This window comes from Pseudomonas sp. XK-1, assembly GCF_038069885.1.
Taxonomy (GTDB): domain Bacteria; phylum Pseudomonadota; class Gammaproteobacteria; order Pseudomonadales; family Pseudomonadaceae; genus Aquipseudomonas.
Genome location: NZ_JBBPES010000005.1, coordinates 403372 through 419814, shown reverse-complemented (window position 1 = coordinate 419814; position 16443 = coordinate 403372). Strand labels below are relative to the sequence as shown.

13 protein-coding genes are annotated in these 16443 nt (G+C 62.7%); 9 read left to right on the top strand and 4 right to left on the bottom strand.

The window, feature by feature from the left end; all coding sequences use genetic code 11:
• Positions 1 to 21: 21 nt before the first annotated feature.
• The 4 genes from WMW70_RS15805 to dmeF form a co-directional block, all read right to left on the bottom strand.
• A complete protein-coding gene (locus WMW70_RS15805) occupies positions 22 to 264 on the bottom strand; it encodes a MoaD/ThiS family protein (RefSeq protein WP_341438415.1) in 243 nt (80 codons plus the stop codon).
• Positions 261 to 737 (bottom strand): cyclic pyranopterin monophosphate synthase MoaC, encoded by a 477-nt coding sequence (moaC, locus tag WMW70_RS15800; protein ID WP_341438414.1) that lies wholly within the window; start codon positions 735 to 737, stop codon positions 261 to 263. Before moaC ends, WMW70_RS15805 begins: the two co-directional genes overlap by 4 nt.
• A gap of 137 nt (positions 738 to 874) precedes the next feature.
• Positions 875 to 2266, bottom strand: coding sequence for a PhoH family protein (locus tag WMW70_RS15795; protein WP_341438413.1), 1392 nt, complete (start codon positions 2264 to 2266; stop codon positions 875 to 877).
• 301 nt (positions 2267 to 2567) lie between these two features.
• Positions 2568 to 3533, bottom strand: a complete 966-nt coding sequence (gene dmeF / locus WMW70_RS15790) for a CDF family Co(II)/Ni(II) efflux transporter DmeF (RefSeq protein ID WP_341438412.1) — start codon at positions 3531 to 3533, stop codon at positions 2568 to 2570.
• A 252-nt stretch (positions 3534 to 3785) separates the two neighbouring features.
• Between dmeF and yaaA the strand changes: the two genes are divergently transcribed.
• The 9 genes from yaaA to WMW70_RS15745 all read left to right on the top strand — a co-directional run bounded on the left by yaaA (position 3786) and on the right by WMW70_RS15745 (position 16407).
• The gene (gene yaaA / locus WMW70_RS15785) at positions 3786 to 4565 is read left to right on the top strand and encodes a peroxide stress protein YaaA (protein ID WP_341438411.1); all 780 of its coding nucleotides are present in this window, start codon (positions 3786 to 3788) and stop codon (positions 4563 to 4565) included.
• Positions 4566 to 5199: 634 nt separating this feature from the next.
• A complete protein-coding gene (algD, locus tag WMW70_RS15780) occupies positions 5200 to 6510 on the top strand; it encodes a GDP-mannose 6-dehydrogenase (RefSeq protein ID WP_341438409.1) in 1311 nt (436 codons plus the stop codon).
• A gap of 114 nt (positions 6511 to 6624) precedes the next feature.
• Entirely contained in the window at positions 6625 to 8115 is a 1491-nt protein-coding gene (gene alg8 / locus WMW70_RS15775) for a mannuronan synthase (RefSeq protein ID WP_341438408.1), read from the top strand.
• 43 nt (positions 8116 to 8158) lie between these two features.
• Positions 8159 to 9325, top strand: coding sequence for a PilZ domain-containing protein (locus WMW70_RS15770; RefSeq protein ID WP_341438407.1), 1167 nt, complete (start codon positions 8159 to 8161; stop codon positions 9323 to 9325).
• 13 nt (positions 9326 to 9338) lie between these two features.
• A complete protein-coding gene (gene algK, locus WMW70_RS15765; protein ID WP_341438406.1) occupies positions 9339 to 10715 on the top strand; it encodes an alginate biosynthesis TPR repeat lipoprotein AlgK in 1377 nt (458 codons plus the stop codon).
• Positions 10716 to 10729: 14 nt separating this feature from the next.
• On the top strand, positions 10730 to 12229 hold the full coding sequence (locus tag WMW70_RS15760) for an alginate export family protein (RefSeq protein ID WP_341438475.1): 1500 nt from the start codon (positions 10730 to 10732) through the stop codon (positions 12227 to 12229).
• A gap of 10 nt (positions 12230 to 12239) precedes the next feature.
• Entirely contained in the window at positions 12240 to 13841 is a 1602-nt protein-coding gene (gene algG, locus WMW70_RS15755) for a mannuronan 5-epimerase AlgG (RefSeq protein WP_341438405.1), read from the top strand.
• A 15-nt stretch (positions 13842 to 13856) separates the two neighbouring features.
• Positions 13857 to 15305, top strand: coding sequence for an alginate O-acetyltransferase (locus tag WMW70_RS15750; RefSeq protein ID WP_341438404.1), 1449 nt, complete (start codon positions 13857 to 13859; stop codon positions 15303 to 15305).
• A 7-nt stretch (positions 15306 to 15312) separates the two neighbouring features.
• Positions 15313 to 16407 (top strand): mannuronate-specific alginate lyase, encoded by a 1095-nt coding sequence (locus WMW70_RS15745; protein WP_341438403.1) that lies wholly within the window; start codon positions 15313 to 15315, stop codon positions 16405 to 16407.
• The last annotated feature ends 36 nt before the right edge of the window (positions 16408 to 16443 follow it).

Genomic DNA, 16443 nt, shown 5'->3' with positions numbered 1-16443 from the left:
AGCCGCGACAAGAACAGACGCTCAACCGCCGGTCACAGTGGGGAAGAACGCCACTTCATCGCCTGCCGCCAAGGGCTCATCCAGGCTGCAGAGTTCCTGATTGCGCGCACACATCAGGTTCTGCTCGGCCAGTACATCCCACACCCCGCCGCGGGCCAGCAGGTGCTGGCGCAGCTGATCAAGGCTGGTGAACTCGCCACTGAGCTGCTCGCCATCCAGGCCCAGGGCCTCGCGGTAACGGGCGAAATACTGCACGCGAATCATGCCTGCTCCTCCAGCTTGTAGTGGCCGCTCTTGCCGCCGAGTTTCTCCAGCAGGCGCACCTGCTCGATCACCATGCCGCGGTCCACCGCCTTGCACATATCGTAGATGGTCAGGGCGGCGACGCTGGCGGCGGTCAGGGCTTCCATTTCCACCCCGGTCTGGCCGGCCAGTTTGCAGGTGGCGCGGATATGCACGGCATCCTCGCCTTCGGCCGTCAACTCGACCTTGACCCCGGTCAACATCAGCGGATGGCACAGCGGAATCAGATCGCTGGTTTTCTTCGCTGCCTGGATCCCGGCGATCCGCGCCACGGCAAATACATCACCCTTGGGGTGTTCGCCCTGGACGATCATCTGCAGGGTCTGCGGGCGCATGCGCACCCGGGCTTCGGCACTGGCTTCGCGGAAGGTATTGGCCTTGTCGGTGACATCGACCATATGGGCATGGCCCTGGGCATCGAGATGGGTAAGCACGGGCGAACTCCAGAAAGGGATGGCCCGATTGTAAACCCGCCGGTCAACTTCTAGCACCTGGCAATGACCACCGGCCACGCTAAAAACGACTACGCCGCCCGATAAGGGCGGCGTAGTCAGGACGCTGGCGGGGATTGCTACATATGGGTTTCCGCGTACTCGGCGAGGATCGAGCGTGGCACACCCTGCAGGGTGATATGCACGCCATGTTCGAAGTCCTTGAAGCGCTCCGTCAGATAGGTCAGGCCCGAGCTGGGGGCCGACAGGTAGGGGGTATCGATCTGCGCCAGGTTACCCAGGCAGACCACCTTGGAGCCGTTGCCGGCACGGGTGATGATGGTTTTCATCTGGTGCGGGGTAAGGTTCTGGCATTCGTCGATCAGAATCAGGCTCTGCTGGAAGCTACGGCCACGGATGTAGTTGAGGGATTTGAACTGCAGCGGCACCTTTTGCAGGATGTAGTCGACGCTGCCGTGGGTGTTCTCGTCGTCCATATGCAGGGCTTCGAGGTTGTCGGTGATCGCGCCGAGCCAGGGCTCCATCTTCTCGGCCTCGGTGCCGGGCAGAAAGCCGATCTCTTGATCCAGCCCCTGCACGCTGCGGGTGGCAATGATTCTGCGATAACGCTTGCTGACCATGGTCTGTTCGATGGCCGCCGCCAGGGCCAGGATGGTTTTACCGGAGCCGGCCGCGCCGGACAGGTTGACCAGGTGGATGTCCGGGTCAAGCAGGGCAAACAGCGCCAGTGACTGGTAGACATCCCTGGGGCGCAGGCCCCAGGCCTCCTGGTGCATCAAGGGTTCCTGATGCATGTCGAGAATCAGCAGTTCGCCGTGTTTGATGCCCTTGATCCAGCCGACAAAGCCCTGCTCGTCGAGGATAAACTCGTTGACGTGCACCGCCGGCAGGTTGTCGGTGAGCTGCACGCGGTGCCAGGTACGGCCGTGGTCCTGGCGGGTTTCCACCTTGTTCACGCGGTCCCAGAAAGAGCCGTCCATGTTGTGGTAACCCTGCGACAGCAAGGACACGTCGTCGACCAGCTGGTCGGTGTGGTAGTCCTCCGAGTCGATGCCGCAGGCCCGCGCCTTCAGGCGCATGTTGATGTCCTTGGTCACCAGCACCACGTTGAGCCCCGGACGGCGCGCCTTCAGCTCCACCAGCTGATTGATGATCTTGTTGTCGTTGAGGTCTTCCGGTAGCCAGGTGATGGGCGAGGCACTCTTGCTCATCAGGATCGACAGGTAACCGCAGGGCCCGCTCTTTTCGCGCTGGATTGGCACGCCCAGCTCCACTTCTTCCGGGGTCGCCACACCGAGGATCTTGTCGATCAGGCGAATGGCCTGGCGACATTCGGCGGCTACGCCCTGCTTGCCGGTCTTCAGCTTGTCCAGCTCCTCCAGTACGGTCATCGGAATAGCGACATGGTGCTCCTGAAAATTCAGCAGCGCGTTGGGGTCGTGGATCAGCACATTGGTGTCGAGGGCGTACAGGGTTGGGGCGGTGGGTTCGGAGCGTCCGTGGTCATCCATACTCGGTCACCTTCTTGTAGTAGCCAAGCAACGCAGGGGCGAGGCTGCGCCGCGGAGGGGCCGTCGACTCCTCAGTGCCGAGGCTGAGAAGGCTGCAAGTAAGGTGAGGGCCAATGGCCGCCACCTGTCTGCAGGGTTCGGCGGTCTTGCCTTTTAATTACTCTAATTCAGATGACAGAAAAACGTTTTTTTGAGCATTTACAGGTTTATTTGTCGGCGCGACAAATAGCGCTTGGCGCACTGCCCGGCCGCCGTTAAAGTCGGAAGTCCGACCGCCGCCAGCGCCGTCGGAAATTTTGCTTCACTCCTCCCCCGCAGCCGCCCCAGTGCTGCAGCAATTGACCTCCACGGTCACATGCACCAGCTCGCTGATTCCCGCCAGCCGCACCTTGTAGCGATCCGCCGTGGCCGCGCCATGGGTCACCACGCTGACGATGCAGGCGAATTGACTCCGGCCGACGCGCCACAGGTGCAGATCCGCCAGTTCGGTGTCCGCCTCCTGGGCCAAGGCCCTGCGTACCCGTTCGACAACAGGGCTGTCCATCTCGCGGTCGAGCAGCACCTTGGCGGTTTCCAGCAGCAGGCCCTTGGCCCACACCGCGATGATCACGGCACCGATCACCCCCATCAGCGGATCGAGCCAGCTCCAGCCGAACAACAGCCCACCCAGCAGCGCGACGATGGCGGCCACCGAGGTCAGGGCATCGGCCAGCACATGGACAAAGGCGGCGTGGCGATTGAGGTCCTTGCCGGCCGCGCCATGCTTGTGCGTATGGTCATGATCGGCATGACTGTGTTCGTGTGTATGTTCATGCTGATCGCGCAGCAGCCAGGCCGACGCCAGGTTGACCAGCAGGCCGACCACCGCCACCCACAGGGCCATGTCGAAGGCGATCGTCTGAGGCTGCCACAAGCGCCACAGCGACTCGAAGGCCAGCATGACCACCACAGCCAGCAGCATCAGCGAACTGGCAAAGCCGGCCAGCACCTCGACCTTCCAGGTACCGAAGGCGAAGCGCGGGTCATCGGCATAGCGCCGCGCCAGCAGGTAGGCCAGGGCGGTCAGGCCGATGGCGAGCATATGCGAGGCCATATGCCAGCCATCGGCGAGCAGGGCCATGGAGTTGAAGGCGTAGCCGGCGACAATCTCCACCAGCATGGTCGCCCCGGTCAGCGCCGCCACCCGCCAGGCCTGGCGCTCGGCCGTGGTTTCCAGGGGGCGGTAGTCGTGGGAAGGCTCCCAGCGCGAATGGTTACAGGCGGTCATGGCAGCTCCTTGAGAGGGTTGACCCGGGCAAACTACAACCCCGGGGCCGCCCCTGGGTCAAGCGGGTCAGTGTGTAGGGCGTACATGGCGAAGCCTTGTATGCCGCGCCGGCTCCATGGTGGACAAGGCTTCGCCATCTCCACCCTACCCCGAGGAACGATCAACTGACTCTATCTGTTCAATAAAAGGGCCCGCGCAGGTAGTTTTTCAACGGCCTGTTAGAATCGCCGCAGACTTTCAGGAGCAGACCCTATGTTGATGGTGATTTCGCCGGCCAAGACCCTCGATTACGACACGCCGCCGGCGACCCCGCGTTTTACCCAGCCCGAACACCTCGACCACGCCCAGGACCTGATCAACCAGTTGCGCGACTTCAGCCCGGCGCAGATCGCCGAGCTGATGCACCTGTCGGACAAGCTCGCCGGTCTCAATGCCGCGCGCTTCGGCAGCTGGGAGCGGCCGTTCAATCCGTCCAACGCCAAGCAGGCGCTGCTGGCGTTCAAGGGCGATGTCTACACCGGGCTCAACGCCGAAGATTTCAGCGAAGCCGATTTCGACTTTGCCCAGGACCATCTGCGCATGCTCTCCGGTCTTTATGGCGTGCTGCGCCCCCTCGACCTGATGCAGCCCTATCGCCTGGAGATGGGTACCAAGTTGGCCAACCCGCGCGGCAACAACCTCTACGATTTCTGGGGTGAGCGCATCAGCGGCTGGCTCAATGAGGCCCTGGCCGCCCAGGGCGATCAGCTGCTGCTCAACCTGGCCTCCACCGAGTACTTCGGCGCGGTGAAACGCAAGGCGCTGAATGCGCGGATTATCGACACCGAGTTCAAGGACCTGAAGAACGGTCAGTACAAGATCATCAGTTTCTACGCCAAGAAGGCCCGTGGCCTGATGGCACGCTATGTGATCAAGGAGCGCCTGCGCACAGCCGAAGGCCTCAAGGACTTCGCCTATGAGGGTTACCGCTTCTCGGCCGAACACTCGCAAGCCGACAAGCTGGTGTTCCTGCGCGATCACCCGCAAGACTGATTCCGCCCCCCTTTTCTTCCCTCCAGCGGGCCGTCCCCCGGCCCGCCAACCCCCGCATTGCGCACATCTGCCTCCCCCTCGCCGGCGGGGCAACTATCGCGCGTTAATAAAACTGAACTTTCTGCCCGCTTTATACACCGCGCAAGGCGCTTAATAGCCTGACTATAAATTGCTTATAAATTGCCATCAGCGTGCAATCAGTGGCCATCACTTCAACAGTGCACACAATTAACAAAAGTGGACGAACGGTAGGAACTATAGGAAAAATCCCGCACTCTTAACCACGCAACATATTTCTTCATGTAACTTTCTACATGAACCAAAACTGCCCTTAATAGCCGGACGCATGTCCGCTGGATAGTTATACCCAAAGAAAAGTTGCTGAGCGACGACAGGAGAACTTGCGCCGACCAAAAGAATCACTAGAAGCCTTGAGCCAGAGCCTAGCAGACCAGCAGCTCAAAAGTTAAACGGGGCATGTTTTATTTTATAAGCCCTTCTCCGGCAGCCATTTTCGACTGTCGCAAACTCCTAATGCCTAAATTAATTCAGTCTGCTTATCGCACTGAGTTAAACGAACAGTGTTGGCCAAAAGCCACTCATTAATTACGTACTAAATGGACGAGGTAATACGATGCGAATCAGTATCTTTGGTTTGGGTTATGTCGGTGCCGTATGTGCCGGTTGTTTATCGGCGCGCGGTCATGACGTGGTCGGCGTGGATATCTCCGCGCATAAAATCGACCTGATCAACAGTGGCAAATCGCCCATAGTCGAACCCGGTCTGGAAGTATTACTGCAGCAGGGTCTGAACTCCGGCCACCTGCGCGGCACCACCGATGTGGCCGACGCGATCCGCGACACCGAGGTGTCGTTTATCTGCGTCGGTACGCCGAGCAAGAAGAACGGCGACCTGGAGCTCGATTACATCGAAGGCGTGTGCCGCGAAATCGGCTTTGCCATGCGCAACAAGCCCGAGCGCCACACCGTAGTGGTACGCAGCACCGTGCTGCCGGGCACCGTGAAAAACGTGGTGATTCCGATCCTCGAAGACTGCTCGGGCAAGAAAGCCGGCGTCGACTTCGGCGTGGCGGTAAACCCCGAGTTCCTGCGCGAAAGCACCGCGATCAAGGACTACGATTTCCCGCCCATGACCGTGATCGGCGAACTCGACACCGCCTCCGGTGACTTGCTGGAAAGCATCTACCGCGAGCTCGACGCGCCGATCATCCGCAAGGACATCGATGTCGCCGAGATGATCAAGTACACCTGCAACGTCTGGCATGCGGCCAAGGTCACCTTCGCCAACGAGATCGGCAACATCGCCAAGGCCGTCGGCGTCGATGGCCGCGAAGTGATGGACGTGATCTGCCAGGACCACAAGCTCAACCTGTCCAAGTACTACATGAAGCCGGGCTTCGCCTTCGGCGGCTCATGCCTGCCGAAAGACGTGCGCGCCCTGTCCTATCGCGCCAGCAGCCTGGATGTCGACGCGCCGATGATCGGCTCGCTGATGCGCAGCAACGGCGTCCAGGTGCAGAACGCCTACGACATCATCGCCAGCTACGACAAGCGCAAGGTCGCTCTGCTCGGTCTGAGTTTCAAGGCCGGCACCGACGACCTGCGCGAAAGCCCGCTGGTGGAACTGGCCGAGATGCTGATCGGCAAGGGCTTTGAGCTGAGCATCTACGACAGCAACGTCGAATATGCCCGCGTCTACGGGGCCAACAAGGACTACATCGAATCGAAGATTCCCCACGTGTCCTCGCTGCTCAACAGCGACTTCGATGCAGTGGTCGAGAACGCCGAGATCATCGTCCTGGGCAATGCCGACGAGCGCTTCGCGCCCCTCGCCCAGCAGGCCCTCGCCGGCAAGCATGTGGTCGACCTGATCGGCTTTATGCCGACGGCGTCGCGTGCTGGCTCCGAAGGTATCTGCTGGTAAATCCCGCAGGCGATCGGTGGGTGCGTTCACCCGCCGTTCAGCCCGCGAGGCCGAACCCTGGGCGCGCGAGCAGCCCGGCCCAGGATTCTTCCGGCGCACATGATGGATACGCATATGCAACAGACAAACACGCTAAAGACCGTCCTCCTCGAGGCGGCGGGTTGGCTGTTCTACCTATCCCTGCTGATGCTGCTCGCGCTGGCCCTGCCCAGGAGCGTGTTCGACCCCGAGTCGCGCGACTACCTCCTGCTGATCGGCGCTGTCGGCATCTGGCGTTACTCCATGGGCGCGGTGCACTTCGTGCGCGGCACCCTGTTTCTCTATGTGGTGTACCCCTACTACCGGCGCAAGGTGAAAAAACTCGGCAAGGACGCCGACCCGTCCCACGTGTTTCTGCTGGTCACCAGTTTCCGCATCGACGCGTTGACCACCGCCCAGGTGTACCGCTCGGTGATTCGCGAGGCGATCGACTGCGGTTTCCCGACTACGGTGGTGTGCTCCATCGTCGAGCTGTCCGATGAACTGCTGGTGAAAAACCTCTGGGCGCGGATGAACCCGCCTGCGCAGGTCACTCTGGACTTCGTGCGCATTCCCGGCACCGGCAAGCGGGATGGCCTGGCCTACGGCTTTCGTGCCATCTCCCGGCAGATGCCGGACAAGAATGCTGTGGTCGCGGTGGTTGATGGCGATACCGTGCTCGACGAGGGCGTGGTACGCAAGACAGTGCCCTGGTTCAAGCTGTTCCCCAATGTCGGCGGCCTGACCACCAACGAGCTGTGCGAAGTGCGCGGCGGCTACATCATGAGCGAGTGGCACAAGCTGCGCTTCGCCCAGCGCCATCTCAATATGTGCTCGATGGCGCTGAACAAGCGCGTGCTGACCATGACCGGTCGCATGTCGGTATTTCGCGCCGAGGTGGTCACCAACCCGGCCTTTATCGCCGATGTGGAAAGCGATCACCTGGAGCACTGGCGCCTGGGACGTTTCCAGTTTCTCACTGGCGACGACAAGTCCAGCTGGTTCAGCCTGATGAGCCTGGGCTATGACACCTTCTACGTGCCGGATGCAGCGATCAATACGGTCGAGCACCCACCGGAGAAGAGTTTTCTCAAGGCCAGCCGCAAGCTGATGTTCCGCTGGTATGGCAACAACCTGCGGCAGAACGCCCGCGCCCTGGGTCTGGGTCGCAAGCGTCTCGGCTGGTTTACCAGCCTGGTGCTGTTCGACCAGCGGGTATCGATGTGGACCAGCCTGCTCGGCCTCAGCGTGGCGATCATCGCCAGCCTCAAGTACGGCCCCGGCATCTTTATCGCCTACCTGCTGTGGATTGGCCTGACCCGCCTGGCACTGACCCTGCTGCTCAGCGTCACCGGCCACCGTATCGGCCCGGCCTACCCGGTCATTCTCTATTACAACCAGATCGTCGGCGCGATGGTGAAGATCTACGTGTTCTTCCGTCTCGACCGGCAGTCCTGGACCCGCCAGCCGACCAAACTCGACCGCGGCCTGTTGAGCTTCCAGCGCTGGTTCAACACCTGGTCCTCGCGCTCCATGACTTTTGCTGCTGCCAGCCTCTTTATCGCCACGCTTCTGGCGTTGGTATGAGCGGACCCCGGCCGGAACCCTTTTTGAACAGGAATTTGCAACCATGAATACAGCCGTCAACGTCAATGTGGTCCATGAATCAGAAGCCCAGCGCCAGCATGCGCGGGTCAAGATCCCGGCCGTGCTGCACTACCTGAACAAGAACCGCGAACGTATCGAGCAACCGATCAGCGATATTTCGGCTGGCGGCTTCAGCTTCGCCGACAGCAAGCAGCCGATTCAGGTCGGCGACTTCTACAAGGGTCGTCTGCAGTTCAAGCTCGACAGCCTCAACCTGGGTATCGACATCGAGTTCCAGGTGCGCTCGGTGGATAGCGAAAGCGCCCGCATCGGCTGTCAGTTCCATAACCTCAAGCCACGCGAGCAGGCCACCCTGCGCTACCTGATCAGCGCCTACCTGGGCGGCGAACTGGTCAGCGCTGGCGACCTGCTGAGCACCCTGCAACGGGAGAACTTCACCAAAGCGCGCAAGAACGGCGCGGGCGGCTCCGGTATGGGCGTATTCGGCCGGCTCAAGGCCGTGACCTTCAGCCTGGCGATCTTCCTCGTCGGCCTGGCCGCCTTCGGTTTTATCTTCAAGTCGGTCTACGGCATCTACTTCGTCACCCACGCCCAGTCGGCGCAGGTCAACATACCCAGCCTGCAGGTGACCATGCCGCGTGAGGGCATGGTGCAGAGCCTGCTCGGCCCGAACGCCATGGTCGAGAAAGGCGCGCCCATCGCCACCTTCTCCGCCAGCATGCTGGAGATGCTCAAGGGCCACCTGACCGACGAGCAGATGACCCCGGAGAATATCGAAACGCTGTTCGGCAAACAGATGAAAGGCACCCTGACCAGCCCCTGCGACTGCAAGGTGGCGCGTCAGCTGGTGGCCGACGGCCAGTTCGCCAACAAGGGTGACGTGATCTTCGAACTGGTACCGCAGAACACCAAGGCTACCGTGCTGGCCAGCTTCCCCTTCCGCAACTTCGCCCAGGCTCGCCCGGGTAGCCGCGCCAGCTTCTGGGTTGCCGGCGAAGACAGCCCGCGCTACGGCAAGATCGTCAGCAGCAGCCTGCATGACGGCGGCCTGTCGGCAGATATCCGCGTGCTTATCGAACCGGAGCAGCGCCTCGACAGCAGCCTCGCCGGCCAGCCGGTAGAGGTCATCCTCGACCGCGGTCCATCGTTCGACTGGGTGATCGACAAAGCCCTGGCGGCAGGTCTCTGAGGAGGACGCAGCAATGGCCACCATCACACATGCCACGCCCCTGCTGGCGCTCGCCCTGGCGGTGAGCCTGGCCGGTTGCGCCGGGCTGCCGGACGAGCGTCTGGCCGCCGAAGCGCTGAAGCGCGGCGACACCAGCACCGCCGAGCGCAACTACCGCCAGTTGGCTGAACTGGGCTACGTCAACGCCCAGATCGGTCTGGCCGACCTGCAGGTGGCCGGCGGCACCGCGCAAGACCTGGAAAAGGCCGAGCGCACCTACCGCCTGGCCCTGGACGAGTCGCCGCGAGCCAAGGCGCGTCTGGGCAAGTTGCTCGCTCGCAAGGCCAACACCAGCCAGGCCGAGCGCCAGGAGGCGGCCGAGTTGCTGAATGACGCCTTTACCGCAGGTGAGCCGGGCAGCCTGTTGCCGCTGGTCATGCTCTACCTGCAGTACCCACAGGACTTTCCCGCCATGAACGTACAACAGCGTATCTCCACCTGGCGTCAGCAAGGCCATACCCAGGCCGATCTGGCCCAGATTCTGGTCTATCGCAGCCAGGGCAACTACGACCAGCACCTCGATGAGATCGAGCAGATCTGCCAGGGCCTGATCGCCGAGACCGATGTCTGCTATGTCGAGCTGGCCACCGTGTACCAGAAGCAGGGCAAGGCCGATAAACAGAAGGCCCTGCTGCAGCGCCTGATGGCCGGTTACCGCAGCGCGGCCGTGGCCCCCCAGCGGGTGGATGCCGTCGCCCTGGTGCTGGCCGACGCCGAACTGGGTACCCCGGACGAAAGCAAGGCCCAGGAACTGCTAGAAGCCATCGCCCCGACCTACCCGGCCGCCTGGGTCAGCCTGGCTCGCCTGCTCTATGACTATCCGGGCCTGGGCGACATCGACACCCTGATGGGCTACATCGACAAAGGCCGCGCCGCAGCGCTGCCGCGGGCCGAACTGCTGCTCGGACGCCTGTACTACGAAGGCAAGCTGGTACCACAGGACCCACACAAGGCCGAAGAGCATCTGCGCAAGGCCGCGCCCAGCGAACCCAGCGCCAACTACTTCCTCGGCCAGCTCTACCTGCGCGGCTACCTCGGCGAGGTCTATCCGCAGCAGGCCCTGGATCATTTGCTCAGCGCCGCCCGTAACGGCCAGATCAACGCCGATTTCGCCCTGGCGAAGATGTATTCCCAGGGCAAGGGCGTGCGCCCCGACCTGGTCAACGCCTTCGTCTTCAGCCAGCTGGCACTTCCCAAGAACACCCCACAAGCCAGCGCACTGGCCCAGCAGATCGCCCAGCAGCTAGAGCCGGCCCAACGCAGCCAGGCCGAACAACTGCTGCGCGAGGAGCACGAGGCCCGCGGCAACGCCTGGCAAGCGACAAGCGCACTGCAGGCGCACAACCAATGAACAAGGACTACGCGATGAAACTCAACAGGATCAGCGCAGGCCTGGGCCTGAGCGCCTCATTACTCTCCGCCAGCTCGGTATGGGCGGTGCAGATGAGCGACGAAAACTTCGGGGTCGACGTCAAGATCACCGTGCAATCGGAAGATGACCGCGACCTCGGCACCCGCGACGGTGGCGACGTCAACGGTATCGGTGTCGACGTGCGCCCCTGGCTCTACGGCCAGCGCGGTGACTGGAGCGCCTACGCCATGGGCCAGGCTGTGGTCGCCAGCGACATCATCGAGACCGATACCCTGGAGTCGTCCGACCCCGAGCTGAGCAGCGACTCCCAGGACGACAGCCGCGAGCGGGACAAGAACTACCTGGCCATGCGCGAATTCTGGGTCGACTACGCCGGCCTCACCGACTACCCCGGCGAGCACCTGCGCCTGGGCCTGCAACGCCTGCACAACGATGACGGGCAATGGCGCGACACCAATATCGAAGCGCTCAACTGGACCTTCGACACCAGCCTGCTACGCGCCGGCCTCGGGGTGGCGCAACGCTTCAGCGAGTACCGCACCGACCTCGACGAACTGGCTCCGGAAGACGAGGACCGCCTGCACCTGTTCGGCGATGTCGCAGCCCAATGGCGGCCCGGCCACTGGCTCGGCCTCAGCGCCCATCACTCGCGTGATGACGGCAAGCTGGCCAGCCCAGGCCAAACCCTCGACACCCTGGACAAGCGCGCCACCGGCGAGCTGACCTGGCTCGGCGTGCAGGCCCACAGCGATGCCTACAACTTCCGCAACCAGAAGCCGGTCAATTACTGGGCCAGCCTCACCTCGCTGACCGGCGACCGCGAAGACCTCACCCGTGAACGGGTCAACGGCCAGGAAGTTGCCACCGGCAAGCACAGCGACAGCGTCAGCGCCTGGGGCACCGACCTGGGCCTGCGCTTTCGCCTGGACCCCAGCTGGCAAGTCGGCGCGGCCTACGCCCGCGGCAGTGGCAGCGGTGATGAAGACGGCAACGGCACGGGCAACTACCGCCAGACCGGCCTGCAAAGCAACCGTTCGTCCTTCACCGGCACGCGCTCTCGGGTTCACCGTTTCGGTGAAGTCTTCCGTGGCGAGCTGAGCAACCTGCAGTCGGCCAGCCTGTTCGGCAGCTGGCAGCTGGCCGATGACTATGACGCCAGCCTGGTCTACCACAAGTTCTGGCGGGTCGATGACCGCCAGCAGATCGGCCGCAGCGGGATCAATGCACGTTTCGACGACCCGCTCTCGGACAACGTTCCGGCCTCCCAGGTGGCCCTGGTGAATGGCGAGAAAGACCTCGGCCAGGAACTGGATCTGGTGGTCACCAAGTACTTCAAGCAGGGCCTGCTGCCCGCCGCAATGAGCGAGGCGATCGACGAGCCGTCGGCGCTGGTGCGTTTTCGCGGTGGCGTATTCAAGCCCGGCGATGCCTATGGCAACGATACCGATTCGCTGATGCATCGCGCTTTCGTCGACGTTATCTGGAAATTCTGAGGACAACGCCATGACGCAACGACCAGGCACACTCAAACAAAGCTGCGCAGCGGGCCTGCTGTGCAGCAGTATTCTGCTTGGCGCGCTGCAGCTGGCAGCCCCCTGGGTGCAAGCGGCAACGACCCCGGAAAGCGCCAAGGCGGCGACCCGGGCACTGAAGAAAACCAGCAACTACACGGTCACCAGCGCCCCCATCGAACAGCTGCACCTGGAAGAGCCCACCCTGCCCGACCTCAGCGGCTACACCGCGGCGGCCGTGGAGGCCAAGATCAAGCGCAGCCCCGGCGGCAAGGTGGTAGTGCGGCGCATGCTGCAGCAGGACGCGCTGAAGGACTTCGTCGGCGGCAACGAGCGCCTGCGCGAATGGGTCAAACGGCAGAACGGCATGCCCCACGCGATCTTTATCGAGGGTGGCTACGTCACCCCGCAGGACATCGCCAAGGCCCTGCCCGACAGCCAGTTCAGCGAGGTCAAGCCGGGCGTCTACCTGGCGCGCCTGCCGATCGTGGTGGCCCAGGGCGCGACCCTGCATGTGGGCAAGGACACCAAGGACCTGCGCCTGTCCCAGGAGCGCGGCAGCTTTATGGTCAACGACGGCCAGCTGTTCTTCACCGACACCAAGCTCACGGCCTGGCGCGAAGCGGACAACGGCCCGGCCAGCTTTCGCAGTGGCAGCGAGTTCCGTCCGTTTGTGGTGTCCTGGGGCGGCAGCGAGCTGTACGTCTCCGGCAGCGTGTTCACCAGCCTGGGCTACAGCAACAGCAAGTCCTACGGCGTCTCCATCACCCAGTACACCCCGGGCATGCAGGCCCGGCTCAAGCGTGCGGAACCCACCGGTTGGCTGATTGACTCGGAGTTCGTCGACCACTGGTACGGTTTCTACTGCTACGAAGCCGAGAACGTGGTGATCAAGGGCAACACCTACCGCGACAACATCGTCTACGGCATCGACCCCCACGACCGTTCCCACGGCCTGATCATCGCCGAGAACAGCGTGTTCGGGACCAAGAAAAAGCACGGCATCATCATCTCCCGCGAGGTCGACGACAGCTGGATCATCAACAACAAGAGCTACGACAACAAGCTCTCGGGCATCGTCCTCGACCGTAACAGCGTGCGCAACCTGGTGGCCTACAACGAGGTGTACCAGAACCAGTCCGACGGCATCACCATCTACGAAAGCTCGGACAATCTGCTGTGGGGCAACAAGGTGCTGAACAACGCCCGCCACGGCATTCGCCTGCGCAACAGCACCAATATCCGCCTGTACGAGAACATCTCGGCGGCCAACGGCCTGACCGGCGTATACGGCCATATCAAGGACCTCTCCGACACCGACCGCGACATCGAACTCGACCCCTTCGACGCCGCAGTCTCGTTGATCCTGGTCGGCGGCAAGCTCGCCGCCAACGGCTCCAGCCCTCTGTCCATCGACTCGCCGCTGTCGGTTGAGCTGTACCGCGTGGAGCTACTCGCGCCGAGCAAAAGCAGCGGCATCAGCTTCACCGGGATCCTCGGCGAAAAGCAGGAGGAAATCCTCGACCTGATGGTGCGACGCAAGCTGGCCGTGCTGATCGATCCGGTCGAAAAACAGGTCGACCTGCACAACTAATTCGAGGCTGTTTCTATGAAAGTGCGTGATAACAAATGGATTGGCCTCAGCCCTCTGGCGCTGGCCACCTGCCTGGCCGCCGCAGGGCTGCAGGCCGAAGAGCGGAGCAAGGCTCCGCAGTATCAGGTGGAGGACTGCTGCTCCCTGTGCCCGGCGGCCCATGACGCCAGCCGCTACACCACCAACTACATGAAGAATTTCACCACCCTGATTGATGCGCAGGACGCCTGGCTGTTCCGCACCGAGGAAGACCTGCGCACCGAGTTCGGCACCACCGCCGAGGGTTACCGCATGCTCAAGCAGCTGCGCGACGCCTTCAAGAGCCGCGGCGTGGAACTGGTAATGGTCTATCAACCGACCCGGGGCCTGGTCAACCGCAGCAAGCTCAAGCCCGAAGACCGCGGCCGCTTCAACTACGACCTGGCGCTACGCAACTACCGCCAGGCCCTGGCCCGCTTCGAGCAGGTCGGCCTCAGCGTACCCGACCTCTCGCCGCTGGCAGACGAGCAGCAAGAGCATCCCTTCTATTTCCGCCGCGACCAGCACTGGACGCCCTACGGAGCCGAGCGCACGGCGCATCTGGTGGCCGAGACGGTCAAGCGCATCCCGGCGTTCGAGACCATCGAGAAGAAGGAATTCGTCAGCCAGCGCATCGGCCTGATGGGCAAGACCGGCACCATGCAGAAGGTCGCCAGCCAGCTCTGCGGCACCACCTATGCGCCGCAGTACATCGACCAGTTCGCCACCGAGCCCAAGGCCGAGAGCGGCAGCGATGAGCTGTTCGGCGACAGCACACCGCCGCAGATCACCCTGGTGGGTACCAGCCACAGCGGCCCCAACTACAACTTCGGTGGTTTCCTCGAAGAGCATATCGGTGCCGATGTGCTCAACGTTGCCTTTCCCGGCAGCGGTCTGGAAGGCTCGATGCTGGAATACCTGGGCAGCGAGGAGTTCCAGAACAACCCGCCGAAGATCCTGATCTGGGAGTTCTCCCCGCTCTACGACCTGGCCTCGGCCAAGATCCACCGGCAGATGATGGCCATGCTGGACAACGGCTGCGAAGGCAAAAAAGCCCTGCTCTCGAGCAAAACCACCCTGCGCCCCGGGGCCAACGAAGTGTTGGTCAACGGCAAGGGGCAGCTGCTGGACTTGCCGAGCAAGCGCCACCAGGTGGACATCCGCTTCAGCGACCCCTCGGTGAAAACCCTCAAGGCAACCCTCTGGTACCTCAGCGGGCGCCGCGAAAAGGTCAAGCTGGAGAAGCCCAATACCTCCGACACCAATGGCCGCTTCGCTTTCGAACTGCGCGACGAGGGCGACTGGGCCGAGCTGAATTTCTTCGCTCTGGAAATCATGGGCCCGGAGGCTAGCGGCGAACCGCTCGAAGTGGAGGCACGAGTGTGCCGCCGCAACGATTTCTCCGCCCCGGCCAAGCTCGCCGCACACACCGCAACCGACTCATGAGGCACCTATGCCGATGCGCACACTGACCCTGCCCTGCCTGCTCGGAGCCCTGCTATTGGCCTCCGCCAGCCAGGCAGCCCTGCGCCCGCCGCAGGGCTACTACGCGCCGGTGGAAACCCGCGAGGGCGCGCCGAAGGCCTGCCTCGGCGCACCCAAGCCCTACACCGGCACGCTGCAATTCACCAGCAAATACGAGGGCTCTGACAAGGCCCGCGCGACGCTGAACCACAAGGCGGAAAAGGCCTTTCGTCAGCAGACCTCCGGCATCACCCGCCTGGAAAAGGACTTCAACAAGCAGGTCATGCACTACCTGCGCGACGGCCAGCCAGAGCAGCTGGCGTGCGCCATGGACTGGCTGAGCAGCTGGGCCGAGGCCGATGCCCTGCTCTCCACCGACTACAACCATACCGGCAAGTCGATGCGCAAATGGGCGCTGGGCAGCCTGGCCGGTGCCTACCTGCAGCTGAAATTCTCCGAATCCAAGCCGTTGGCTGCCTACCCGCAGCAAGTCCAGGTGATCGAATCCTGGTTCGCCAAACTGGCCGATCAGGCGGTGAAAGACTGGAGCGACCTGCCGCTGAAAAAGATCAACAACCACTCCTACTGGACCGCCTGGTCGGTGATGGCGGCCGCCGTGGCCATCGACCGCCGCGACCTGTTCGACTGGTCTGTCGAGCAGTTCCGCGTGGCCGCGGGCCAGGTCGATGAGCAGGGTTTTCTGCCCAACGAAATCAAGCGCAAGCAGCGCGCTCTGGCCTACCACAACTACGCCCTGCCGCCGCTGACGATGATCGCCAGCTTCGCCCAGGCCAACGCCGTCGACCTGCGTTCGGAAAACCAGGGCGCGCTCAAGCGCCTGGCCGAGCGGGTACTGGACGGGGTGAATGACCCCGACGATTTCGCCAGCAGAGCCGGCGAAAAGCAGGACATGGAAGACCTGAAAAAGGACAACAAATACTCCTGGCTGGCCCCCTACTGCACGCTTTATGCCTGCTCGGCCGACACCGAAGAACTCAGGGAGCAGATGGGCCCGTTCAAGACCTTCCGCCTGGGCGGCGACGTGACCCGGGTATTCGACCCGCTGAAGGACGGCGATAGCTGAGACCGGCTGCTCGGCCGCGCCCGCTTGCGGGTGCCT